This is a genomic window from Chryseobacterium sp. RU37D (assembly GCF_900156075.1).
GTDB lineage: Bacteria > Bacteroidota > Bacteroidia > Flavobacteriales > Weeksellaceae > Chryseobacterium.
The window spans coordinates 1-22,977 of sequence record NZ_FTMM01000033.1 but is presented as its reverse complement, the minus strand read 5'-3'; the positions used below and the strand labels follow the sequence as shown (position 1 = coordinate 22,977).

General features: G+C 35.2%; 22 protein-coding genes and 1 tRNA gene. 12 read left to right on the top strand and 11 right to left on the bottom strand.

Annotated elements, in window-relative coordinates:
• Positions 1–720: 720 nt before the first annotated feature.
• On the bottom strand, positions 721–1,182 hold the full coding sequence (locus tag BW926_RS13015) for an Lrp/AsnC family transcriptional regulator (protein ID WP_076447683.1): 462 nt from the start codon (positions 1,180–1,182) through the stop codon (positions 721–723).
• Between the two features lie 245 nt (positions 1,183–1,427).
• Here BW926_RS13015 and BW926_RS13010 point away from each other — a divergent pair, with 245 nt between their 5' ends.
• The 4 genes from BW926_RS13010 (at position 1,428) to carB (ending at position 7,180) form a co-directional block, all read left to right on the top strand.
• Entirely contained in the window at positions 1,428–2,318 is an 891-nt protein-coding gene (locus BW926_RS13010; RefSeq protein ID WP_076447682.1) for an aspartate carbamoyltransferase catalytic subunit, read from the top strand.
• 152 nt (positions 2,319–2,470) lie between these two features.
• Positions 2,471–3,544: a carbamoyl phosphate synthase small subunit gene (locus BW926_RS13005; protein WP_076447680.1), complete on the top strand. Its 1,074-nt coding sequence runs from the start codon at positions 2,471–2,473 to the stop codon at positions 3,542–3,544.
• A 26-nt stretch (positions 3,545–3,570) separates the two neighbouring features.
• Positions 3,571–3,924 (top strand): four helix bundle protein, encoded by a 354-nt coding sequence (locus tag BW926_RS13000; RefSeq protein WP_076447678.1) that lies wholly within the window; start codon positions 3,571–3,573, stop codon positions 3,922–3,924.
• Positions 3,925–3,982: 58 nt separating this feature from the next.
• Positions 3,983–7,180, top strand: coding sequence for a carbamoyl-phosphate synthase large subunit (gene carB / locus BW926_RS12995; protein WP_076447677.1), 3,198 nt, complete (start codon positions 3,983–3,985; stop codon positions 7,178–7,180).
• Between the two features lie 451 nt (positions 7,181–7,631).
• Here carB and BW926_RS12990 read toward each other — a convergent pair whose 3' ends face one another.
• The 7 genes from BW926_RS12990 to fucP form a co-directional block, all read right to left on the bottom strand.
• Complete coding sequence (locus BW926_RS12990) at positions 7,632–8,414, bottom strand: L-fucose dehydrogenase (RefSeq protein WP_076447675.1); 783 nt, start codon at positions 8,412–8,414, stop codon at positions 7,632–7,634.
• Between the two features lie 213 nt (positions 8,415–8,627).
• Complete coding sequence (locus tag BW926_RS12985) at positions 8,628–9,452, bottom strand: amidohydrolase family protein (protein ID WP_179078019.1); 825 nt, start codon at positions 9,450–9,452, stop codon at positions 8,628–8,630.
• A 26-nt stretch (positions 9,453–9,478) separates the two neighbouring features.
• Positions 9,479–9,808, bottom strand: coding sequence for an L-rhamnose mutarotase (locus BW926_RS12980; protein WP_076447674.1), 330 nt, complete (start codon positions 9,806–9,808; stop codon positions 9,479–9,481).
• A complete protein-coding gene (locus BW926_RS12975; RefSeq protein WP_076447685.1) occupies positions 9,805–10,656 on the bottom strand; it encodes a fumarylacetoacetate hydrolase family protein in 852 nt (283 codons plus the stop codon). The genes BW926_RS12980 and BW926_RS12975 overlap by 4 nt, the downstream gene beginning before the upstream one ends.
• Before the next feature lie 223 nt (positions 10,657–10,879).
• Entirely contained in the window at positions 10,880–11,644 is a 765-nt protein-coding gene (locus BW926_RS12970) for an SDR family NAD(P)-dependent oxidoreductase (RefSeq protein WP_076447672.1), read from the bottom strand.
• Positions 11,645–11,847: 203 nt separating this feature from the next.
• Complete coding sequence (locus BW926_RS12965; protein ID WP_076447671.1) at positions 11,848–13,488, bottom strand: UxaA family hydrolase; 1,641 nt, start codon at positions 13,486–13,488, stop codon at positions 11,848–11,850.
• Positions 13,489–13,606: 118 nt separating this feature from the next.
• Positions 13,607–14,887, bottom strand: coding sequence for an L-fucose:H+ symporter permease (gene fucP / locus BW926_RS12960; RefSeq protein ID WP_076447669.1), 1,281 nt, complete (start codon positions 14,885–14,887; stop codon positions 13,607–13,609).
• Between the two features lie 367 nt (positions 14,888–15,254).
• Between fucP and BW926_RS12955 the strand changes: the two genes are divergently transcribed.
• The 5 genes from BW926_RS12955 to BW926_RS12935 all read left to right on the top strand — a co-directional run bounded on the left by BW926_RS12955 (position 15,255) and on the right by BW926_RS12935 (position 17,839).
• Positions 15,255–15,464: a hypothetical protein gene (locus tag BW926_RS12955; RefSeq protein WP_076447668.1), complete on the top strand. Its 210-nt coding sequence runs from the start codon at positions 15,255–15,257 to the stop codon at positions 15,462–15,464.
• 97 nt (positions 15,465–15,561) lie between these two features.
• A complete protein-coding gene (locus BW926_RS12950; RefSeq protein ID WP_076447666.1) occupies positions 15,562–16,071 on the top strand; it encodes a methylated-DNA--[protein]-cysteine S-methyltransferase in 510 nt (169 codons plus the stop codon).
• Positions 16,072–16,100: 29 nt separating this feature from the next.
• A complete protein-coding gene (locus BW926_RS12945; RefSeq protein WP_076447664.1) occupies positions 16,101–16,706 on the top strand; it encodes a DUF2911 domain-containing protein in 606 nt (201 codons plus the stop codon).
• A gap of 58 nt (positions 16,707–16,764) precedes the next feature.
• Positions 16,765–17,289 (top strand): GNAT family N-acetyltransferase, encoded by a 525-nt coding sequence (locus tag BW926_RS12940; RefSeq protein ID WP_076447663.1) that lies wholly within the window; start codon positions 16,765–16,767, stop codon positions 17,287–17,289.
• A gap of 178 nt (positions 17,290–17,467) precedes the next feature.
• Positions 17,468–17,839, top strand: a complete 372-nt coding sequence (locus BW926_RS12935; protein WP_076447661.1) for a cupin domain-containing protein — start codon at positions 17,468–17,470, stop codon at positions 17,837–17,839.
• A gap of 90 nt (positions 17,840–17,929) precedes the next feature.
• On the opposite strand, the gene BW926_RS12930 is transcribed toward BW926_RS12935, so the two are convergent.
• The 3 genes from BW926_RS12930 to BW926_RS12920 form a co-directional block, all read right to left on the bottom strand.
• Positions 17,930–18,673, bottom strand: coding sequence for a dienelactone hydrolase family protein (locus tag BW926_RS12930; RefSeq protein ID WP_083672330.1), 744 nt, complete (start codon positions 18,671–18,673; stop codon positions 17,930–17,932).
• A 378-nt stretch (positions 18,674–19,051) separates the two neighbouring features.
• A complete protein-coding gene (locus BW926_RS12925) occupies positions 19,052–19,666 on the bottom strand; it encodes an HAD family hydrolase (protein ID WP_076447657.1) in 615 nt (204 codons plus the stop codon).
• Positions 19,667–19,797: 131 nt separating this feature from the next.
• Positions 19,798–20,223, bottom strand: coding sequence for a type I restriction enzyme HsdR N-terminal domain-containing protein (locus BW926_RS12920; RefSeq protein WP_076447654.1), 426 nt, complete (start codon positions 20,221–20,223; stop codon positions 19,798–19,800).
• Positions 20,224–20,230: 7 nt separating this feature from the next.
• On the opposite strand from BW926_RS12920, the gene holA reads away from it, so the two are divergent.
• The 3 genes from holA (at position 20,231) to BW926_RS12905 (ending at position 22,738) form a co-directional block, all read left to right on the top strand.
• A complete protein-coding gene (gene holA, locus BW926_RS12915) occupies positions 20,231–21,268 on the top strand; it encodes a DNA polymerase III subunit delta (RefSeq protein ID WP_076447652.1) in 1,038 nt (345 codons plus the stop codon).
• Between the two features lie 228 nt (positions 21,269–21,496).
• Positions 21,497–22,438, top strand: a complete 942-nt coding sequence (gene trxB, locus BW926_RS12910; RefSeq protein WP_076447650.1) for a thioredoxin-disulfide reductase — start codon at positions 21,497–21,499, stop codon at positions 22,436–22,438.
• Positions 22,439–22,653: 215 nt separating this feature from the next.
• A tRNA-Ser gene (locus BW926_RS12905) sits at positions 22,654–22,738 on the top strand.
• Positions 22,739–22,977: the final 239 nt, after the last annotated feature.

The following is a 22,977-nucleotide window of genomic DNA, read 5'->3' as shown; positions in this document are numbered from 1 at the left end:
AAGATTTGAAACGTTGGATATTACTTGGAAGAATCTGCATTTTTTAGCATTTTCTTTAAGATTAATCAAAAAATTAAAAGTTTAAACAACTTCTAAGATAAAATAACCTGTAAATTTATTTTATTTAAAAAAATATCTTTAATTTTTAAAGTTTAGTATTTTAAATTTGTCAAAAATCAGATAAATAAATGTGAATGGTAATTTCCTCTGGTGTATGTGAATGAAATACAGTAGGAAATGCACAATTCTGCACAGCGACGTAGGGCGAGTATTGCAAAACTTTACATAGAATATTTATGTAGGAAGATTTCAGATAGCAATTCTGTATAGCCACTGAAAACCGGGAGTGGGTAGGTTTTATGCTATATAGAAACTTGGTCTCATCGCCCATTTGTAGCGAATTCAGGGTTGAATGTTTCTCCGGAATTCAGGCATTTAGGAATTGCTACTTTCATAAAGCAAAAGGTTTTCCAGTTATCTAGAAATAAATGTCCGAATGCGAAAGTTTTCGGGTTAAGGAAGTATTGGAAATATTTGTTTAGATAAGATAGAATACCAGTTTAATAAGCTGAAAAATAAATTATAGAGTTGATTTTAAACAGAAAATGTTTAGAATTGATTGAGGTGTTTTGTCAGGCTTAGCATGACATTACTAAATAAAAATAACAGCTAGTTATGTTAAGCCTGACGAAACATCTTTAATTTATTTTAGATAAGTTTTTACTCCAAATCAATCTTAAACTTAGTAGATTTTTTTACCTCGTGAAGCACAATAGAACTGTGATATTGCCCGATATTAGGAATATTTGAAATCACGTTTACTGCAAAATTATTATAAGAATTAATATCTTTTGCAATAATTTTTAACATGTAATCATATTCACCAGAAAGACTGATAATTTCCTGAACTTCATTATGTTGCATTATATTTTCCTCAAAAGTCTCCAAAACTTTCTTGGATTGTTCTTTAAGGCGAACATTGCAGTAAACAACAATATTTAAACCTAATTTTTCACGGTTCAACAGACCTACGTATTTCTCAATAATTCCTTGTTTTTCAAGCTGCCTGATGCGCTCATAAGTAGGAGTGAAGGTAAGTCCTATCTTTTCTGAAATTTCTTTCACCGATAAAGTAGAATCCTCCTGAATAATACTGAGAATCATTTTGTCTTTTAAATCCATATATAATAATTAGATTGAGGTTTAGCAAAAATAACATTTAAAATGAAAATAAACAAAGATTAAGATTTTTTAATCTAAAATCAAAATTTAGTTTTGTCAATTTCTAAAAAAGTTGTAATTTTGCATTTAATGAATAATACATTATTTATATCATTAGAATTACCGGGCGATAGCGTCCTTTACAATATTTATTTATATTAAGCGAAGATTGTTTCTTCGCTTTTTTTTTGTAAAAAATTGAAATTATGTTTACGATTGCAGAACTAAGCACCGAAAGAATCAATAAAATACTGTCAGAAGCCCTAGCTTTTGCCAACGGAAAAACTACAAAAATTGAAGGAGAAATTTTTTGTTCTAATCTTTTCTTTGAAGATAGTACAAGAACAAAAACAAGTTTTGATATTGCCGAAAGAAAGTTAGGATTGCAGGTCGTTCCTTTTGATGCTGCAAATTCTTCTGTAAACAAAGGCGAAAGTCTTTATGATACGGTAAAAACCATCGAAAGTTTGGGAGTAAATCTTGTCGTAATCAGAGATAAAAAAGATAGATATTTTGATGAATTAAAGAATATTAAAATTCCTGTAATCAACGGAGGAGATGGAACAGGAAACCACCCTTCTCAATGCATGCTTGATTTGATGACCATTTATCAGGAATTCGGAAAATTTGAAGGGTTAAAAGTAGGAATCTTAGGAGATGTAAAGCACAGTCGTGTTGCCAATTCAAACGCAGAAGCCTTAAGAAGACTAGGCGCAAAAGTTTACTTCTCAGGACCGGAACAATGGTTTGATGAAGGAGCTTTAATCAACGGAACATATTTAAATGTAGATGAATTAATTGCTGAGGTTGATGTTTTAATGTTATTAAGAATCCAGCATGAAAGACATGATGCAAAAATGAGTTTCTCCGCTTCAGACTATCACAGAAAATATGGTTTGACGAAAGAAAGGGAAAAAGGAATGAAAAAGGAGGCCATCGTCATGCATCCGGCTCCAATAAACAGAGGTGTTGAAATTGATACAGAGCTTGTAGAATGCAAACGTTCAAGAGTTTTCAAACAAATGCAAAATGGTGTTTTCGCAAGAATGGCAATTTTAAAAGAAGCCTTGGAAAAACAAGGGTATATTTTTAAATAATAGCCAAGATAAAAGAAATAAGTAAAAAGTTAGCGAGCCCTGAAAGGGCGACCTATTAATAGCCACGGGTAAAACCCGTGGAAAAAGAACAAAGATAGAAAAGCTCCGTAGGAGCGACCTGTTAATAAAAAAAGAAAATCTAAATAAAAAAAATGAAGAAAAAGTTAATACTGGAGTCCGGTGAAGTTTTTCATGGAGAAGGTTTCGGAGCAGAATTGGAAACGGCAGGAGAAGTGGTTTTCAATACCGGAATGACAGGGTATCAGGAACTGATTTCTGACCCGTCTTACTGCGGTCAGATTGTATGTATGACTTATCCATTAATCGGAAACTATGGGATTAATAGAGATGATTATGAGAGTATTGAACCGGCTATCAAAGGTCTTATCGTAAAAGAACTTTGTGATTTGCCTTCAAATTTCCGTACTCAGATTACTTTAGATGAATTATTTAAAAAGAAAAACCTTTCAGGAATTTCAGGAATTGATACCAGAAGACTGACAAGAATTCTTCGTAACCACGGAGTTGTAAAAGGTAAAATCGTAAACGCTGATGTAGCCGAAAGCACAGTAGTTTCAGAATTAAAATCGACAAATTTCCCAACGAATCAGGTGGAACAGGTTTCTACAAAAACGCCTTATGCGAATCCGGGAAGAGGTTTAAAAGTCGTTTTGGTAGATTTTGGTTCTAAATTAGGAATTATCAGAGAATTATCTCAAAGAAACTGCGATATCACGGTAGTTTCTCAGGATGTGACGGCAGAAGAAATTTTACTGATGAATCCGGATGGAGTAATGTTGTCAAACGGTCCTGGAGATCCTGAAGATAACCAACAAGCTCTTGAAATGATTAACGGAATCTTAGGAAAAGTACCAATTTTCGGAATCTGTTTAGGACATCAGTTAATAGGATTAGCTTGTGGAGCAAAAACCTTCAAATTAAAATTCGGACACAGAGGTGGAAATCACCCTGTATTGGATTTAGAGAAAAACAAAGTGGCAATCACTTCTCAAAACCACGGTTATGCAGTTGATCAGGAAAGTTTGAAAGGAACAGATTTAATTGAAACGCATATCGCATTGAACGACAGAACAAACGAAGGTCTGAGACACAAAATTCACCCTTGTTTCTCCGTTCAGTACCACCCGGAAGCAAGCCCAGGTCCTGAAGATGCAAACTATTTATTTGATGAGTTTATCCAGTTAATGGAAGATTTTAAAAAATAATTTAGATTTCAGATAACAGACTTACCATGCATAATTTTGAGAAACTACTTTTCTGGCAAAAATCAATACAACTTGCAAAAGAAGTTTATTTTATTTGTGCAGATTTACCAAAAGATGAAAAATTTGGTTTGATTTCTCAAATTAAAAGATCAGTTATTTCAATTCCTTCTAATATTGCGGAAGGCGCTGGAAGAAACAATGACAGAGAGTTTTATCATTTTCTAGGAATTGCAAATGCTTCCTCTTTTGAATTACAAACTCAATTAATTCTGACAAGAGAATTAAATTTATTAGATGTAGAAAAAGTCAACAGTTTAATATCAAATCTGAATGAAATTCAAAAAATGATTTATTCATTTAAATCTAATTTAAAAAAGTAAAACACCATGCTGGACAGTCTGAAATCTGACATCTGGCATCTCATATCTAAAATTAAAAATGGCAAAACGTACAGATATAAAAACAATTTTAGTAATCGGTTCAGGCCCAATTATTATCGGTCAGGCAGCGGAATTTGATTACGCGGGAACGCAGGCTTGCTTATCTTTGAGAGAAGAAGGCTACAAGGTAATTTTGATCAATTCAAATCCTGCAACGATTATGACGGATGTTGAAATCGCGGATAAAGTATATATCGAACCGATTTCACTTCAGTTTGTAAGTCATATCATCAGAAAAGAGCGTCCGGATGCGCTTTTACCGACTTTGGGAGGACAAACCGGTCTGAATATGGCGGTAGAATTGGAAAAATCAGGAATTCTTGAAGAATGTAAAGTTGAGGTTTTAGGAACGAAGCTTTCAGCGATCAACAGAGCGGAAGACAGAGATTTGTTCCGTGAATTGATGAGAGAATTAAACGAACCTGTTCCGGAATCTGACATCGTAAACACGGTAGAAGGAGCATTAAATTTTGCTGAGAACATTGGTTATCCAGTAATTGTTCGTCCTGCTTTCACAATGGGTGGAACAGGAGGTGGTATCGCTTCCAACGAGGTTGAATTAAAAGAAATCGCTGAATTAGGATTAAAACATAGTCCGGTAACTCAGTGCTTGATTGAAAGATCAATCGCAGGTTTCAAAGAAATTGAATACGAAGTAATGCGTGATGCAAACGACAACGCAATTGTGGTTTGTAACATGGAAAATATAGACCCGGTTGGAGTTCACACAGGAGATTCAATCGTTGTGGCGCCTTCTCAAACGCTTTCAGACAGAGAGTATCAGTTGTTGAGAAATGCATCATTAAAAATCATCAGAGCTTTAGGAATTGAGGGAGGATGTAATGTACAGTTGGCATTAGATCCACATTCATTCAACTATTATATCATTGAGGTTAACCCGAGAGTTTCCCGTTCATCAGCTTTAGCATCTAAAGCAACAGGTTATCCGATTGCTAAAATTGCTGCAAAAATCGCTGTAGGATTGACTTTAGATGAAATCATGAACCCGGTTACAGGAAAAACTTACGCTTGCTTCGAGCCTGCTTTGGATTATGTGGTAACTAAATTTCCAAGATTCCCATTCGATAAATTCGAAACGGCAGACAGGAGATTATCAACCCAGATGAAAGCAACGGGTGAAGTGATGGCCATCGGAAGAAATTTCGAAGAATCTTTACAAAAAGCAATTCGTTCTCTGGAAACAGGAATTAAACATATCGGTTTAAAAACTAAACAAGCTGCAGCTCTTACAGCAGAAGAAATCGAAAGAAGAATCAGAGTTTGTGATGACGAAAGATTGTTCATTATCGGTGATGCTTTAAGAAGAGGTTACGACTGGGAACAAATTGTAGAATGGAGTAAAATCGATAAATTCTTCATCTGGAAAATTAAGAAATTAATTGATTTCGAATCCACTTTGTCAAAGTTAGAATCTTTGACAAAGTTAGAGCAGATAGAAATTGTAAGAGAAGCGAAAAAACTCGGTTTTGCAGATATAAATATTGCTCATCTTTGGGGTAAAACAGAACGCGAAGTTTTCAATTTCAGAAAAGAAAATGGAGTAATGCCGGTGTACAAAATGGTAGACACATGTGCTGCAGAATTCGAATCTGAAACACCATATTTCTACGGAACTTACGAAGAAGAAAACGAAAGTGTTGCTTCTGATAAAGAAAAAATTATCGTTCTGGGTTCTGGACCAATCAGAATCGGACAAGGAGTTGAGTTCGATTACGCGACAGTTCATTCAGTTTGGGCAATCAAGGAAATGGGTTACGAAGCGATCATCATCAACAACAATCCAGAAACAGTTTCTACAGACTTCTCAATTTCAGATAAATTATACTTCGAGCCTTTAACGGAAGAAGATGTAATGAACATCATCGAACTTGAAAAACCAAAAGGTGTAGTCGTACAGTTTGGAGGTCAAACAGCAATTAACTTAGCTGATAAATTGGCAGCTCACGGAGTTCAGATTTTAGGAACTTCTCTGGAAGATCTTGACAGAGCAGAAAATAGAGATAAATTTGAGAAAGCGCTTCAGGAAATGCAGATTCCGCAGCCTTTAGGAAAAACATCCACTTCAAAAGAAGAAGCGATAAAAATTGCCAATGAAATCGGTTATCCGGTTTTGGTTCGTCCGAGCTACGTTTTAGGAGGTAGAGCAATGGAAATTGTATACACCGAAACAGAACTGGCGCACTACATGGAAAATGCGGTGGAAGCAAGCCCTGAACACCCGGTTTTGGTAGATAAATACATGGTCGGAAAAGAGGTTGAAATCGACGCGATCTGTGATGGTGAAACGGTAATCATTCCGGGAATTATGGAGCATATTGAAAGAGCGGGGGTTCATTCCGGAGATTCGATCGCAGTGTATCCTCCACAGAATATTTCACAAAGTGAAGTTGAAACTTTGGTAGATTACACTCAAAGACTAGCTAAAGGATTGAATGTGATTGGTTTAATGAATATTCAGTACGTTCTTTTCGAAGGAAATGTATATGTAATTGAAGTAAATCCACGTTCATCAAGAACGGTTCCTTTCTTATCTAAAATCACGGATGTTCCAATGGCAAACTTGGCTACAAAAGCAATTTTAGGTCAAAAGCTGACAGATTTAGGATACAAAAACGGATTGGTTCCGAATAAAGAGGGTGTTTTCGTAAAAGTTCCTGTGTTCTCTTTCTCAAAACTAACGAAAGTTGACATCTCTTTAGGCCCAGAAATGAAGTCTACAGGGGAAGTTATGGGTAAAGACACGACTTTGGAAAAAGCACTTTACAAAGGATTGGTTGCAGCGGGAAGAAAAGTTCCGATGCACGGTTCAATCTTGTTCACGGTAGCTGATAAGCACAAGCAGGAAGCGGCTGATTTGGCAGCGAGATTCCATGAGGTTGGTTTCAGAATCTGGGCAACGGAAGGAACTGCGAAATTCTTCGAAGAAAAAGGAATTCCTTGCAAAATAGGATACAAAATCGGAGAAGAAAGTGTAAATCTGATCGACCTGATTCAAAAAGGGAAAGTTCAGTACGTTGTAAACACGACTACGAAAGGAAAACAAGCTGAAAGAGACGGTTTCCAGATCAGAAGAATGAGTGTTGAAAACGGTGTTCCTTGTTTAACATCAATGGATACGGTTGAAGCAATCTTGAAAGTAATCGAAAGCATGAGTTTCAAAATGGAAACGATGTAAATTTACTTTGTCAAAGTTGAAAATCTTTGACAAAGTTTAAAAATATTTTTAAAACGCATCTTTTAAGGTGCGTTTTTATTTTTGCGACATAGAAAAAAGAACTCTAATAAAAAAACAATTTAGATATTATGAATTTAGAAGATTTAAATAAAGTCAAAATCATTGAAGTTTTAGAAATGCGACAAGCAAAAAATCCTTTTGTGATTACGCCAAGCAGCATTTTGAAACCTCTCGGCTTCCCATTGCTTCTCATAATTTTATTATTCAAAATAAATCTGTATTATCGAATATCAAGCAGATTCTGAAAGAGCTTGAAGAGGAAGGACTTTTAATAAAAAGAGAATCAAAACAAGCCTTTTTTGGAATAAAGGAAGCCGGATATGATTATATATTTGAAAATAAAAAGGATTGAATTTAATAAATAAAATTATACTCAATTCTTTTTCTCAATTTACCCTAAATTCCTATCCAAATGCACATACCCACCATCCACGTGAATCAATTGTCCTGTTGTATGCGAAGATTTTTCAGATAATAAAAATGCAGCCATATTTGCAATTTCTTCCGAAGTTGTCATTCGGTTTTCCAAAGGAATTTTTGAGGTAATGTTTTTCAATTTTTCCTCCGGATTTTCAAATGTAGAAATCCATGACTGATAAAGTGGAGTCCATGCTTCGGCCACAATAATTGCATTCACTCTAATGCTATAAGGTAAAAGTTCGACTGCCCATTCTCTTGTTAAAGCATTTCTGGCACCATTCGCAGCGGCATAACCCGAAGTTCCGCCCTGTCCAGTTTCTGCGGTTTTGCTGCCAATGTTCACAATCGAACCTTTACTTTCTTTAAGATAGGGAAGTGCATAATGCACCAATAGATAATAATGCACTACATTTTTATGATAAGATTCTATGAATTTTTCGTAAGAACCATTTTCCAAACCAACACCGTCATTTACTCCAGCGTTATTAACGATTCCATCAATTTTTCCGTATTTTTTTTCGATTTCATCAATGGCTTTTTTACACTTTTCAGGTTCGGAAAGTTCAGCAGTAACAAAATCAGCTTTACCACCATTATCGATGATTTCCTGAACGGATTTTTTGTTATCTTCTTCGTTTCTTCCAATGATTATTGGAAATGCTTTTTCTTCTGCTAAAATTCTAGCAATACCATTTCCGATACCTTTTGCACCACCACTTACGATGATTATTTTATGGTCGAGATTTAAATTCATATTTGAATATGTATTCCTTTGATTATGCTTTAGTTATTAAAGTTCTTAATTAAAATAAACGAAGTTTATTCTTTTTTACCATTAAGAAAGTTTAGCAATAAAGTTAATTAAGAAAATATTTAAAACTCTTTTTAAGAATCAATAAATTGATTTTGTTTAAAGGAATTAAGTAGCAATTCTTAAAATCTTAATTTCTTAATGGTAAAAATTAAATTATAAGTTGTAAAATTTCACCGCATTTACAGAGAGAAAAAGTTCCTGCTCTTCTTTAGAAGACTGATCTATATATTTCGAAATCAATTCCAGCCACAACGCATAATTTCCACCCAATAACATCACAGGCCAATCGCTTCCGAAAACTAATCGCTGAATTCCAAACTGAGAAAAAATAAAATCCAATGTTTCAAAAATTGATTTTTCATCCATCAAATTCCAATTTCCCTGCGTTAAAAGTCCGGAAACTTTACAATACAAATTTGGATTTTTAGCAAGTTCTGAAATGTTTGATTTCCAGCCTTTTAAATAATTTTTTTTCAAATCCGGTTTTCCACAATGATCTAAAATAAAAGGCTGATCAGGTAATTTTTCTGAAAGTCTTACTACATCCGAAAGCTGATGTTGCCTTAATAGAACATCAAAAGTATAATTAAATTGATGAAGCATTTTGATTCCTTCAATTACATTTTTCTGCAATAAAAATCCCATTTCTTCTCCTTCGGCAATATGTCTGAAACCTTTAATTAATTTTTCAGATTGATAATTTTGAAGAGATTCTTCTAACTTTTCAGAAGTCAGATCAATCCAGCCTACAATTCCTTTAATAAAAGGATTTTCTTTAGCTAAATTCAGCAAAAAAGCTGTTTCTTTATCACTTTGATCAGCCTGAACGGCAATACAACCAACAACTTGATTTTCATTTAAATAAAACGAAAAATCATCGGGAAGAAAATCTTTTCGGATCGCATTCATGTTTTCAGTAATCCAGGAATCCCGAATCGGATCAAATTTCCAAAAATGTACGTGAGAATCAATAATCATTTGATTTAATTTTTTGAAATAAATTTTTACAATGAAAATATTTTATCCATGAGCTGCCATTTTTCTCCCGGTTTAGAATGGCGTATTGGCTGCTGGAATTTCCACATTAATTCTTCCCATTCCTGAACTTTCGGATTGTTTTTGTCAGCTTCATTTTTAGCTTCAAATGAAAAACCTTCATCGGTTTCCATAATCATAAACAATCGATTTTGAGCTCGATAAATTTCCATATTTGTAATCCCGGAATCCAAAATACTTTGCTTTATTTCAGGCCATATGTTTTCGTGATATTTTTCGTATTCTGCGATCAATTTCGGATCATCGATCAGGTCGAGGGCAAGACAATATCTTTTCATTCTCCGTGCGTTTTTACTTTTTGTGTGCTGCTTCCCAAACCATCTATTCCTAATTCCACAACATCGCCGGGTTTCAAATACCAAGGCTCCGGTTTTTGTCCCAAACCAACACCTGCAGGTGTTCCTGTCGTAATCACATCCCCCGGAAGCAGAGTCATAAACTGGCTGATATAGCTCAACACAAATGGGATATTAAAAATCAGATTGGAAGTATTTCCATCCTGTAAAATTTTGCCATTTACTTTCAGCCATAAACGCAGATTATGAACATCTTCAATTTCATCAGGTGTCGCAATGAAGGGGCCAATCGGCGCAAACGTATCACAGCTTTTTCCTTTTACCCATTGTCCATTTCGCTCAATTTGGAAAGCTCTTTCACTATAATCGTTATGCAAAACATAGCCCGCAACATGTTCTAGCGCATTTTCTTCAGAAACATAACTTGCTTTTTTCCCAATGACAACCGCCAATTCAACTTCCCAGTCGGTTTTTGTACTGTTTTTAGGGATAATTAAATCATCATTTGGGCCAACAATTGCCGAAGTTGCCTTGAAAAATAAAATAGGTTCCTCAGGAATCGGTGCGCTTGTTTCCGCGGCGTGATCTTTATAATTTAAACCTACACAAATGATTTTGGAAGGTCTTGCTAAAGGTGCTCCCAATCTTTCTTCAGAAGAAATTTCGGGTAAATTGTGGGTATTTATTTCAGATTTTAATCTTTCAAGGGCATCGCCGGAAAAGAAGTTTTCATCATAATCTTTCACCAAATGAGAAACATCATATCTTTTTTCGCCGATAATGACTCCCGGTTTTTCCTGTCCCAGTTTTCCGAATTTTATTAATTTCATATTATTTTTAATTTTTAGGTCTAATTTTTTTAACGCAAAGAGCACAAAGATTTTTTTTTGACTCTTTTTCTGAATATTTTTCGTTCGCAAAGGCGTTTCACTCAGCGAAGACACATTGCTATCATTTGCTGAACGAAGTGCCCTTGCGAACGGAGTTTTTGTCAGTTTTAATTATAATTTTTTGCTAACATTGTGTTAAAGAAAATAATTCATAAGTTATTTTTTAATTATTCAAAGTTGTAAAACCACCATCAATAGGATAGTCTACTCCTGTAATGAATGATGCTTCATCACTGCATAAATACAATGCCAAAGAAGCAACTTCCTCTGGTTGAGCCATTCTTCCGATTGGTTGGGTTTTCGATAATTTTTCAAACATTTCGTCGATATTATCGGGATAATTTTTCTGTAAAAAACCATCCACGAAAGGCGTGTGAACTCTTGCCGGAGAAATAGAATTACAACGAATATTTTCATTGATATAATCTTTGGCAACACTTATTGTCATTGCTTTTACAGCACCTTTTGTCGTACTGTAAGCAAAACGATCAGGAATTCCTACCAATGCCGCAATCGAAGCCATATTAATAATCACGCCACCATTTGATTTTCTAATCTGTGGAATTCCGGCGAACAAACAATTATAAACGCCTTTGATATTGACATTATACAATTTATCAAAATCTTCTTCCGAAGTTGTATCCGCCTTTCCGATGTGCGCTATTCCCGCATTATTAATCAAAATATGAATTGCTCCAATTTTCTCGAAAACTTCCAAAACATCTTTCTGTCTCGAAACATCACAAGCATAAAGTTTTGCATTTCCTCCTGCAGAATTTATTTTTTCTAACGTTTCCTGTCCATTTTGTTCGGTGATTTCGAGAATATGAACTTCCGCACCATTCGTTGCAAGCTGAACGGCAATGGCTTGTCCGATCCCGCTTCCTCCTCCTGTCACGACGGCTTTTTTATTTTTTAATGAAAACATTTTTATCTATTTTTTTATATTTGTTTTTTAACGCAAAGTGCGCAAAGATTTCTTTTTAATATTGTTCTGAATATTTTTCGTTCGCAAAGGCGTTTCACTCAGCTAAGGCTTACTGTTGATTTTGAAATACCACCATTATTATTTTATTTTTCATTCTTAATGCGACTTACTCCAACCTTGATTCTTTTTACTTGGCTCTTCCATTAAAGACTTACCCCTCTTTTCCACGGAATAAAATCATCCTGATTCAATGCGACAGCTTTAGGAATAATATTTCCACTTGCTACTTCAATGCAGAAATCCAGAATATCTTCGCCCATTTCCTGAATCGTTTTTTCACCACGAACAACTGCACCTGTATCAATATCAATAATATCCGACATTTTTGTTGCCAACGCTGTATTGGTTGCCACTTTGATGACAGGACAAACGGGATTTCCCGTTGGAGTTCCAAGACCGGTTGTGAATAAAATTAATGTAGCTCCCGATGCTGCTTTTCCTGTCGTTGCTTCGACATCATTTCCCGGTGTGCAGACTAAGCTTAATCCAGGTTTTTTTGCAGGTTCTGTGTAATCCAAAACATCGACAACCGGAGACGAACCTCCCTTTTTAGCTGCTCCAGCAGATTTTATGGCATCGGTAATCAATCCATCTTTAATATTTCCCGGTGATGGATTCATATAAAATCCTGAACCAACTGCATGAGCCAATTCATCATATTCTGTCATTAATTTGATGAATTTTTCGGCAGTTTCTTTATCTACAGAACGGTCGATTAATTCCTGTTCAACGCCACATAATTCTGGGAATTCTGCGAGTAAAACTTTAGCACCCAAAACGGAAAGCATATCCGCAAGATGACCAACCGCTGGATTTGCTGAAATACCGCTGAAACCATCGCTTCCGCCACATTTTACGCCAACACAGAGTTTGCTGATTGGCGCATTTTCACGTTCAATTTTATTAATTTCTAAAAGTCCTTTTAATGTCCCGAAAATTGCATTTTTAAGCATTGTTTCTTCACTTTCGGCTTTTTGTTGTTCAAAAACGAGTAAAGGTTTATTAAAGTCAGGATTTCTGTTGTATAAATCTCTTTTAAAATTATCAATTTGAAGATGTTGACAACCCAAACTTAGCAATGTAACCCCTGCAACATTGGGATGATCTGCATAAGAGGCCAACAATTTGCTGAGTGTATCCGCATCCTGTCTTGTTCCGCCACAACCGCCAGTGTGATTGAGAAATTTGATTCCATCTACATTTTTAAAAACTCTTTCTTGTGCTGGAATATTGGAAGGCGAAAAATCAATCTCATCCAAATTTTCTCCTTTTGAAATGGCTTCTACCAATTGGTGAGTGTAGCTTTTATATTTTGCATCAACAGAATATCCGAGCTCGTTGTAAAGGGATTCTTTAATGATATCTAGATTACGGTTTTCACAAAAAACGGTTGGAATAAAAAGCCAGTAATTGGCCGTTCCGACATCGCCATTTGAACGGTGATATCCTTTAAAAGTTTTATGTGAAAATTTACTTACATCAGGTTTTGTCCAATGATAATCGACTTTACGGTAATAATAAGGTTCGGCGGCGTGTTTTGTGTTATCTATCGTCATTCGGGTTCCAGCTCTCAAATCGTACTGAACTTTTCCAACCAAAACTCCATACATAAAGATTTCGTCACCTTGTTTCATGTCGTTCATAAAGAATTTATGCTTGGCGGGAATGGCTTCTAAAGTCTTGTATGTTGCACCTTCGAAAATGATTTCGGTTTCTGCCGGAATATCCTGCAGAGCGACCAAAACATTGTCTTTTTGATTTATTTTTAAAATTAAATTGCTCATTTTTAAATTTTGTGTTTCTTACGCAAAGTGCGCAAAGATTTTTTTACTATTGTTCTGCATATTTTTCGTTCGCAAAGGCGCTCTGCACAGCAAAGACGAAATATTTTTGATTCTTCATTTATTGTTCAGATGTTTTATTTCTGAATCTTAATGAAAACAGAAATACGATGATAAAACAGATAACTGGAACAATATATGATAAATGAATATTCCCTGAAATATCTGTGATTTTACTTGCAATTGGCGGAATGATTGCGCCTCCGACAATCGACATAATTAATAAACTCGATGCTGGTTTCGTTTCCGAACCGGCTCCATCAATTCCCAAAGCAAAAATCGTTGGAAACATGATCGACATAAAGAATGTCAGTAAAACAAGTGCATACAGTGTTGAAATTCCGGATCCTATAACGATCCAAATGGTTAAAACAATGCTGATAACACTATAAATTCCTAACAGTTTTTGTGGTGAGATATGTTTCATGAAAAATGTTCCTGCAAAACGCCCAACCATGAATAAAACCCCCGCAACACCGGCATAATATTTAGCTTCCTGACCTTTCATATTGACGGCATCTTCTGCAAATACCAAAAGAAAACTGAACACGTAAATTTGTGCTCCAACATAGAAAAACTGTGCAAGGACACCCCAGCCGACATTTTTTACACCTAAAAGCTGCAGGAAGTTTTTGGTTGATTTTTCTTTACTTTCAGTGACTTCTGGAAGCTTTATGAAGAAGAATAAGAGCATAACAAACAAAAGAATCAGTCCTAAAATCATGTAAGGTCCCTTTACGAGGGAAGTTTCGGCCTGAATGTAGGCTGTTTTTGCTGTTTTGGAGAGAGCGGAAAGTTCTTCCTGAGATTTAGGCTCTTCACCCAGAATGAAAATTCCGCCAATGATAGGAGCGATGGAAGCAGCCAGGCCATTGAAAGATTGAGCAAAATTCAGTCTTTGGGCTGCTTTTTCGCGTTCGCCTAAAATGGTAATGTAAGGATTGGCAGCGGTTTCCAGAATGGCAAGACCGCATGACAAAATAAAAAGTGCACCCAGAAAAAACGGATAGCTAATGGTATTAGCAGCGGGAATAAACAGAAAGCATCCTACGGCAAAAAAGAAAAGACCAGTCAAAATCCCTGTTTTGTAACCATATTTCTGAATAATCATTCCGGCGGGAATGGCCAGCAAAAAATAGGCGGCAAAAACAGAAGAATCCACCAGTGAAGCCTGAAAATGACTCAGATGAAAAGCACTTCTTAAGTGCTTGATCAAAATGGGATCCAGATTGTGAATAAATCCCCAAAAGAAAAACAAACTTACTATAAGGATCAACGGGAAAAGGTAATTTTTCTTTTTTGAGGCAGAAGAAATGAAGTTTTCGGATTGGGTATTATGCATTGATATGTTTATTTTTATGGATTAATTTTTTGTTTTTTTTGATTAATAATGAATAGAGTGTCAATTGAATATTGTGTTTTTAGTTTAATATTCGTTTTTATTTCTTTGGAAATTAAACGTTTTTCTCCTGTTTTAAATGTATAAAAATTTTACAAAATAAGAGTCACTAATGCATGATGATGTAGAATAATTTAATTATTATTTGAATTTATTAAATATTTTATAACATATTTTCATTTATATTTGATTTTTAAAATGATTAAATATGAATAAAATTCTGAAAAAAATGAATTAAAATAAATATTTTCCTAATTCTGAAAATCTGTAAATTTTATGTAATTTTAATAGATTCATATAGTAAGATTCAATGAAAGTAATCACAATATCTCTAAATTCTGTCTATAAGCTTAAGCATTCTGGAAATCCGGATAAAGCAGCAGGTCCGGAAGCAGAAACTTCATCAATTGAAAACCTGAATATTCAAATAAACTCTTTTACTGAAATCGACAGCACGGGGATTCTCATGTTTCTTTACAGATGGGGCAGAATAAAAGGGAAACGGAGATTATGCTTATAAAAAAATGCCGGATGCTACCTATTGGAATATTGATTTTTTGAATTCTGATACCAATGAATATCATTGCGAAAAAATAAAATAGTCGTAATTTAAATTAATGAAAATATACCGCAAAATCATCCAAACCCCACTGGGAGAAATGATCGCCTGTGCTGTAGACGAAGGAATCTGCCTGCTGGAGTTCACCGACCGGAAAAATATTCAAAAGCAATTAACATCCTTATCAAAAAGTTTAAGCTCGGAAATTGTGGAAAAGGATCATCAACACTTCAATGCGCTGGAAAAGAAACTTCAGGAGTATTTTAAGGGCGAAAGAATCAGATTCAACGTTCCATTATTCATTACAGGAACAGAGTTTCAGCAGAAAGTCTGGCAGCTTTTGAGGGAAATTCCTTTCGGGGAGATGAGAACTTATAAGCAACAATCTGAGTTTTTAGGTAATCCAAAAGCAATCCGGGCTGTAGGAACTGCCAATGGAATTAATAAAATTGCGATTTTGATTCCGTGTCATCGGGTAATTGGCTCGAATGGCGAATTAGTGGGCTATGCAGGAGGAATATGGAGAAAACAAAAATTATTGGAATTGGAGAAGGCTATTCTGTTTTGATTTTGTAATTTTAAACAAAAATTATTCAAGTGAAAAAGATACTATTTGTGCTTTGCATATCTGCTTCGGCTTTCAGTTTTGCTCAAGATTATTCAGTACCGGCAGCGAGTCCGCGTCAAAAGGTAGAGCAGCAGTTTTCTATGTCTAAGATCACTATCGATTATGGCAGACCAGGTGTAAAAGGCCGTAAAATCTTCGGAGAATTGGTTCCTTATGGACAGGTTTGGAGAGCGGGAGCCAACTCATCTACAAAAATTACTTTTGGACAATCTGTGAATTTTGGAGGAAAGGTTGTTCCTGCTGGAACTTACGGGCTTTTCATCATTCCCACAGAAAAAGAATGGAAAGTAATCTTAAACAAAGATTTCCAGCAATGGGGTGCTTATACATATGATGCTAAACAGGATGTTGTGGATGTTACAGTTCCTGTAAACAAATTAGCCGACCAGCAGGAGTGGTTTGAAATTACGTTAAATCCTACAGGTGAAAATTCTGCAAATTTAGTTTTGAAATGGGATATGGCTCAGGCTGAGGTAGCACTAAAACCGTCGAGCCCGGAAGCAGTAAGTAAAATTGCTGATAAATTAAAAGAAATCAAAAAAATAGAATCTGACGCTGCAAAATCAAAGGGCTAGATATGAAATTGCAAAATTATGTCTGATTTTTCTGATCTTTATAAAAATAATTTTACAGATGAATTTTTCTATTCAGACTATTTTAGAAAATGAAAAATATCAACTAATCCCCTTACATCAAGGGGATTTTGAGTCTTTGTACGAAGTGGCCTCAGATCCGGAGGTGTGGAAACAGCATCCCAACAAAGACCGGTACAAGAGAGAAGTCTTTGAAAATTTTTTCAAAGGGGCTATCGAAAGTAAAGGCGCTTTTAAAATCGTTGAGAAATTTTCCGGAGAGGTTTTGGGAAGCACCCGTTTTTATGATTTTGATGAAAATAAAAACAGTATTTTTATAGGGTATACTTTTTACGGGACAAAATTTTGGGGAAAAGGAATTAATCCACAGATTAAAAAATTAATGCTCGACTATATCTTTCAGTTTGTAGATATTATTTATTTTCATATTGGAAAAGAAAATTACCGTTCACAAATAGCATTGGAAAGACTTGGCGGACAAAAAATTGCAGAAGAGGAGGTTGCCTATTTCGGAGAGCCAACAAGAACAAATTTTGTATACGAAATCAAGAAAGAAAATCATTGAAATTTAGCTTAAAATTGATTTTGCAGATTTTAAAATATTGAAATCAAACTTTGTCAGCTTATAAGTGAAATTGAAGATTCGACGTAGTCAAACGGCTTTGTGAAACTTACATAATTAGTAGTTTAAAAAGCACTGCACCCTTTGTGTCAAAACCAAATTTAATTTAATAAAAATAAATATGAGAAAATATAAAATCCAGACATCACCATTTATCGTCCCAACTACAGACGGAAAATTAATAGAAGAGCATTGGGGAAATTCTACCGGAAATTCCCAGATTTCTATTGCCCACATGATTGCGCCGGAAGGATGGAGCGAACCGCATCAGACGCCTGAATTTGATGAATTTACATTAATTATTTCCGGGAAAAAACAATTTGAGATTGATGGCGAAATGGTTACGTTAGAAAAAGGACAAAGTATTTTAATTGAAAAAGGGACGAGAATCCGTTACAGCAATCCGTTTTCAGAACCTTGTGAATATATTTCCATCTGTCTTCCGGCATTTTCTATGGAATTGGTGCATAGAGAAGAGGAGGGAGTTGATTAAATGTAAGATATATCAGTCTAACAATGTACCAATGCTTAGTAAATCAATTATGGTACATTGTTAAATTATTAGATTATTAGATTGAAATAATTATTTCAAAATTTCTTTCAAAAACATCAGCGTATGGTTCCAGGCTCTCTTGGCCATTACCTCATTGTAATCGGGTGATTTCGGATCTGTAAAAGTATGTTTTGAGTGAGCATATGTGATAATCTGCCAATCCGCATTACCTTCGTTCATTTCTTTAACGAGATTATTGTAATCTTCCTGTGTTACCCCTTTATCATCTGCGGGATTTTCAACCAGAATTTTAGTCGAAATCGGGCCGTTTTTTCTCGCTTGATCTTTGCCGATACTTCCATGAATTGAAACAACTCCCGCTACAGGAAGGCTTCCCCTCGCAGATTCCAAAGCACCTGTTCCTCCAAAGCAGTAGCCGATTACGGCAATTTTATCCGGAATAGCTCCATTTTTTTTCAATTGTTCCAGAGCTAAAGAAATTCTCTTTTGGTAAGCCTCATAATTTTTTTTGTAATATCCTGAAATTTTCGCTACAGCATCACTATCTGCAGGGATATTTCCTTCCCCGTAAATGTCTGCAATAAAAGCAATATAGCCTTGCTTTTCCAATTCTATAGCCGCATTTTTTGCTTCATCATCAATACCTCTCCAGGCAGGAAGCACCAATACGCCGGGAAGCTTTTTTGTGGAACTTGAAGTGACAAGCCCGTTCAGCTTTTGAGATCCGTCCTTATAGGAAACCGTCTTTAGATTCTGTCCGAGAATTGTCGTTGAAGACATAAGAGTTGCTGTAAGTAAAATTGAACGTATCATATTTTGTAATTTTTTTAGAAGCTTTTTGACTACATCGAATTGTGTTTTCACTTTTTTAAATAGCAATTTCTTGCTCTCTGCACTCGCTATTTTAGAGTTTTTCGGCTCGGCGGCTTTGCCGCCGAGCCGAAAAACTCTAAAATGAGCTCAAACAAATGCTGCGATCAGGGCTAGGTTTTTGTCGGATTTTCAATTATCGTCATATAATTCAATATTCTCTTTGTCATCCTGAAAGGATCCGGACACAGTTTTGAATCATGTTGTTGAGATCCTTTCAGGATGACAAAGAGAATGATTTGTTCGTGGAAAAATATCCCCATCTAAATTAACAAAAATAACTTAGAATAAAGATCAATAGTATATTATAAATTTCTTTTTTTAATCGAAAGTAACGCCTAAATCAATTAACTCCTGCTCAAGATTCGTGTCAGGTTTGATCCAGATTGTCTCGAAGCCCAAAGATTTAGCCATTTCAATATTTTTCGGGTTATCATCGATGAATATAGACTCGGTCGCCTGGAGATTATACCTTTCCAGCAGGATATGCCATATTTTCGGATCCGGCTTGATTAATTTTTCCGTTCCCGAAACTACAATTTTCCCTTCAAAAAGCTGGAAAAAATCATAATTCTGCAAAGCATACGGAAACGTTTCCTCTGACCAGTTAGTTAATCCAAATAGTTGATAATCCGTTTTTCCAAGCTTGCGTAAAACTTCTACGTTATGCGGGATATCGCTTTTCAGCATAATGGTCCAGTTGTCGTAATAAGCTCTGATTTCCTTTTCCCATTCAGGGAATTTTTTTACCTGTATTTCAGTACCTTCCGATAACAGCCTTCCTCTGTCCTGCTCCTCATTCCATTCGGATTGTGCGATGTTTTCAAGGAAGTATTCCATTTTTTCATCATCATTAAAGTAATCTTTGAAAAAATATCTCGGGTTCCAATCCATCAGAACACCTCCGAAATCAAATACTATGTTTTTAATTTTCATATTGGTTTATTATGCTTAAATAGTTATACAGATTTTTTGTCATTCGTAGAAATCTCAGCAAAGTCTTTAGCGTAAATAGTCTAGATTCCCACGGGATGACAAAAATCAGCAAATGTAAATTATAAACTTTATCATTTATAAAACTGATATTGCTCATTTTCATAAAACGCATTGATATGTTGCAATCCATTTGTTAAAACAATTTCTTTTGCCCCGATAATGGAGTTATATCTTGCTGTTTGTTCAAACGTTTTTTCTGTTATTTTAATATGTGGGGCCTTACATTCAACCAAAATTTTAGGCTGCGTTTTTTCTGTTATCAGGAGATCAATTCTTTTGGTAAGACCATTGAGCACGATTTTTTTTTCTGTAATCAGGGCAGAAGCAGAGTAGGATTTCACGGTAAGATAATAGTGGATCCAGTGCTGTCGCACCCATTCTTCAGGAGTGAGCAAAAGGTAAGTTTTACGAACCAAATCATAAATAAAAAACTTATCTTTGTCTTTCTTGAATTTAAAATCAAAAGTTTCCTGAAAATTCAGTTTTGGAAGTTCCATTTATAAGATGAAAGAATTAGATTTAATCCTCAAAAGTATTAAAAATAAAGAAGTTTTACCGATTTATTTTTTCCATGGAGAAGAACCTTACTTTATAGATCTTGCTGTAAAAGCCCTAGAACACGACTTTTTAACCGAAGACGAAAAGGCTTTCAACCAAACGGTTGTGTACGGAAAAGATACGTCTTATCAGGAAGTTCTTTCGTTGGCGCGACAGTTTCCGATGATGGGTGATAAACAGGTCATTATTGTAAAGGAAGCGCAGGATTTGAGATTAGCAGAAAGTGAAAGTAACGCTTTGGAAACGTACATTCAAAATCCGGTTTCGTCGACGGTTTTGGTTTTTGCACACAAGCACAAGAAATTAGACAGCCGAAAAAAAGTTACAAAATCTTTAGACAAAATCAATGCTTTGTTTTTAAGTGAATCTATCAAGGAAAATAATCTCCCCAAATGGATTGCTGATGAGTGTATTTCATTAAAAATAAAAACTGCACCGAATATTTCTCATCTTTTAGCCGAATATCTAGGAAACGATCTTTCCCGAATCGCCAATGAACTGAATAAACTAAAAATCATTTTAAAGGAAGGAGATATTCTGGACGGGACCATTATTGAAAATCACATCGGGATCAGTAAAGAATACAACGTTTTTGAATTACAGAAGGCTTTGGGTACAAAAAATGCCAATGCAGCATTTAAAATTGCTCATTTTATGGGTAAAAATCCGAAGAATAATCCGTTTGTGATGATGTTGGCGAGTTTGTATAACTATTTTTCCAATGTTATCATTTACAACACAATGATTGGTCAGCCACAGCAAACAATTGCTGCACAGATGGGAGTAAATCCGTATTTCCTTAAGGATTATGCGGAATCTGCAAAATTATATCCTTTAAAACATGCGACAAGGGTGATCTCTATTTTAAGAGAATTTGATATGAAGGGAAAAGGTCTAGGTGCCGTGAATATGAGTGAAGCGGAACTGATTAAAGAGCTGGTTTACAAGATCATTAATGTTGATAAGATAAAAATGAAAGTTTAGAAAGAGTTATGAATTATGAATTATGAATTATGAATTATGAATTATGAATTATGAATTATGAATTTGGCTTCTATTTAACTTATAATTCAAAACTCATAACTCATAACTTTTTAACATAATTGAAAACTGACATATTAGATATTGACAACTATCATTAAAATAAATTTAAATAAACAGTAAAAATTACGAAATTAGCGGACGCAAATTTAATCTTTTGAAAAGCAAATTATGGAGCAAAATATTTTAGATTGTGTAATCGTTGGATCTGGACCTTCTGGTTTCACAGCGGCAATTTATGCGGCAAGAGCAGATTTAAAACCTGAATTGTATACGGGTTTGGAGCCGGGCGGGCAATTGACCACAACTACTGAGGTCGACAACTTTCCGGGATATCCGACAGGAGTTACAGGTCCCGAGATGATGATGGATTTGCAAAAGCAAGCAGAAAGATTCGACACCAAAGTTCATTATGAAATGATCACTAAGGTTGAATTTTCTAAGGAAAACGGTGGCGTCCACAAGTTATATGCAGGAAATAAAGAAATTTTTGCTAAAACAGTAATTATTTCCACAGGTGCCACAGCAAAATATTTAGGTCTTGAAGACGAAAAAAAATATGCCGGAGGCGGGGTTTCGGCATGTGCTACCTGCGATGGTTTTTTCTATAAAGGGAAAGATGTAGTAGTAGTAGGAGCGGGAGATACGGCTGCTGAAGAGGCAACATATCTTGCAAAGCTATGTAAAAAAGTAACGATGCTGGTAAGAAAAGACGTGTTCAGAGCTTCTAAAGCAATGATACACAGAGTTCAGAATACATCAAACATTGAAGTAAAGTTTCATCATGAATTAATTGGAATTGAGGGTGAAAATTGCCTTGTTGAAAGAGCGGTTGTGATTAATAATCAGACTCGGGAAACCTCTACGATTGATGTTGATGGAATTTTTATCGCCATTGGCCACAAACCAAATACAGATATTTTCGTTGGGCAGATTGATCTTGATGAAAACGGATATATTTTAACAGAAAAAGGATCTTCCAGAACCAATCTTCCGGGAGTTTTTGCGGCAGGAGACGTTCAGGATCATATCTACAGACAGGCAATTACGGCTGCGGGAAGCGGCTGTATGGCAGCAATGGATGCGGAAAAATATTTAGCAGAGTTACATTAATTATAATTAATTTATATATAATATACTTCAAAGGAGTATGTTTTTTATTAATATTAACTTACCCCATAAAGTTATATTCTGGGGCAATAAAAATAATTTATCTGATTTCTAGTTAATTATTAAGTTTATTAAAATTTATAGTGAAATTATTTTGGCAGTTACGAAAAACAGCCTATATTTGCACCACTGAAAACGACGATAGAATCGGAGTTTATGGAGAGTTGGCAGAGTGGTCGATTGCGGCAGTCTTGAAAACTGTTGACTGTAACAGGTCCGGGGGTTCGAATCCCTCACTCTCCGCAAGTATTTAAACAAAATGGTATAAAATGCTGTAAAATATATGTTTTACAGCATTTTTTGTTTTATGTCGGTTCCAAAAAGAGCTAAATAATTACAATCTGAAAGTGACCTATTCAGTGACCTAATAAAAAGGTAAACAACAGGTGGATATACTAATTTAGCTTCCAGTTAGAGTTAAGCATAAAACCTTAATTTTAACGTATGAAACAAGGGCGAAAAATCTATGATCCAGCTTTTAA

Bases quoted from the DNA above. Each gene is read 5' to 3' on its own strand.
- BW926_RS13015 (WP_076447683.1), bottom strand. From the start codon at position 1,182: ATGGATTTAAAAGACAAAATGATTCTCAGTATTATTCAGGAGGATTCT.
- BW926_RS13010 (WP_076447682.1), top strand. From the start codon at position 1,428: ATGTTTACGATTGCAGAACTAAGCACCGAAAGAATCAATAAAATACTG.
- BW926_RS13005 (WP_076447680.1), top strand. From the start codon at position 2,471: ATGAAGAAAAAGTTAATACTGGAGTCCGGTGAAGTTTTTCATGGAGAA.
- BW926_RS13000 (WP_076447678.1), top strand. From the start codon at position 3,571: ATGCATAATTTTGAGAAACTACTTTTCTGGCAAAAATCAATACAACTT.
- carB (WP_076447677.1), top strand. From the start codon at position 3,983: ATGGCAAAACGTACAGATATAAAAACAATTTTAGTAATCGGTTCAGGC.
- BW926_RS12990 (WP_076447675.1), bottom strand. From the start codon at position 8,414: ATGAATTTAAATCTCGACCATAAAATAATCATCGTAAGTGGTGGTGCA.
- BW926_RS12985 (WP_179078019.1), bottom strand. From the start codon at position 9,452: ATGATTATTGATTCTCACGTACATTTTTGGAAATTTGATCCGATTCGG.
- BW926_RS12980 (WP_076447674.1), bottom strand. From the start codon at position 9,808: ATGAAAAGATATTGTCTTGCCCTCGACCTGATCGATGATCCGAAATTG.
- BW926_RS12975 (WP_076447685.1), bottom strand. From the start codon at position 10,656: ATGAAATTAATAAAATTCGGAAAACTGGGACAGGAAAAACCGGGAGTC.
- BW926_RS12970 (WP_076447672.1), bottom strand. From the start codon at position 11,644: ATGTTTTCATTAAAAAATAAAAAAGCCGTCGTGACAGGAGGAGGAAGC.
- BW926_RS12965 (WP_076447671.1), bottom strand. From the start codon at position 13,488: ATGAGCAATTTAATTTTAAAAATAAATCAAAAAGACAATGTTTTGGTC.
- fucP (WP_076447669.1), bottom strand. From the start codon at position 14,887: ATGCATAATACCCAATCCGAAAACTTCATTTCTTCTGCCTCAAAAAAG.
- BW926_RS12955 (WP_076447668.1), top strand. From the start codon at position 15,255: ATGAAAGTAATCACAATATCTCTAAATTCTGTCTATAAGCTTAAGCAT.
- BW926_RS12950 (WP_076447666.1), top strand. From the start codon at position 15,562: ATGAAAATATACCGCAAAATCATCCAAACCCCACTGGGAGAAATGATC.
- BW926_RS12940 (WP_076447663.1), top strand. From the start codon at position 16,765: ATGAATTTTTCTATTCAGACTATTTTAGAAAATGAAAAATATCAACTA.
- BW926_RS12935 (WP_076447661.1), top strand. From the start codon at position 17,468: ATGAGAAAATATAAAATCCAGACATCACCATTTATCGTCCCAACTACA.
- BW926_RS12930 (WP_083672330.1), bottom strand. From the start codon at position 18,673: ATGATACGTTCAATTTTACTTACAGCAACTCTTATGTCTTCAACGACA.
- BW926_RS12925 (WP_076447657.1), bottom strand. From the start codon at position 19,666: ATGAAAATTAAAAACATAGTATTTGATTTCGGAGGTGTTCTGATGGAT.
- BW926_RS12920 (WP_076447654.1), bottom strand. From the start codon at position 20,223: ATGGAACTTCCAAAACTGAATTTTCAGGAAACTTTTGATTTTAAATTC.
- holA (WP_076447652.1), top strand. From the start codon at position 20,231: ATGAAAGAATTAGATTTAATCCTCAAAAGTATTAAAAATAAAGAAGTT.
- trxB (WP_076447650.1), top strand. From the start codon at position 21,497: ATGGAGCAAAATATTTTAGATTGTGTAATCGTTGGATCTGGACCTTCT.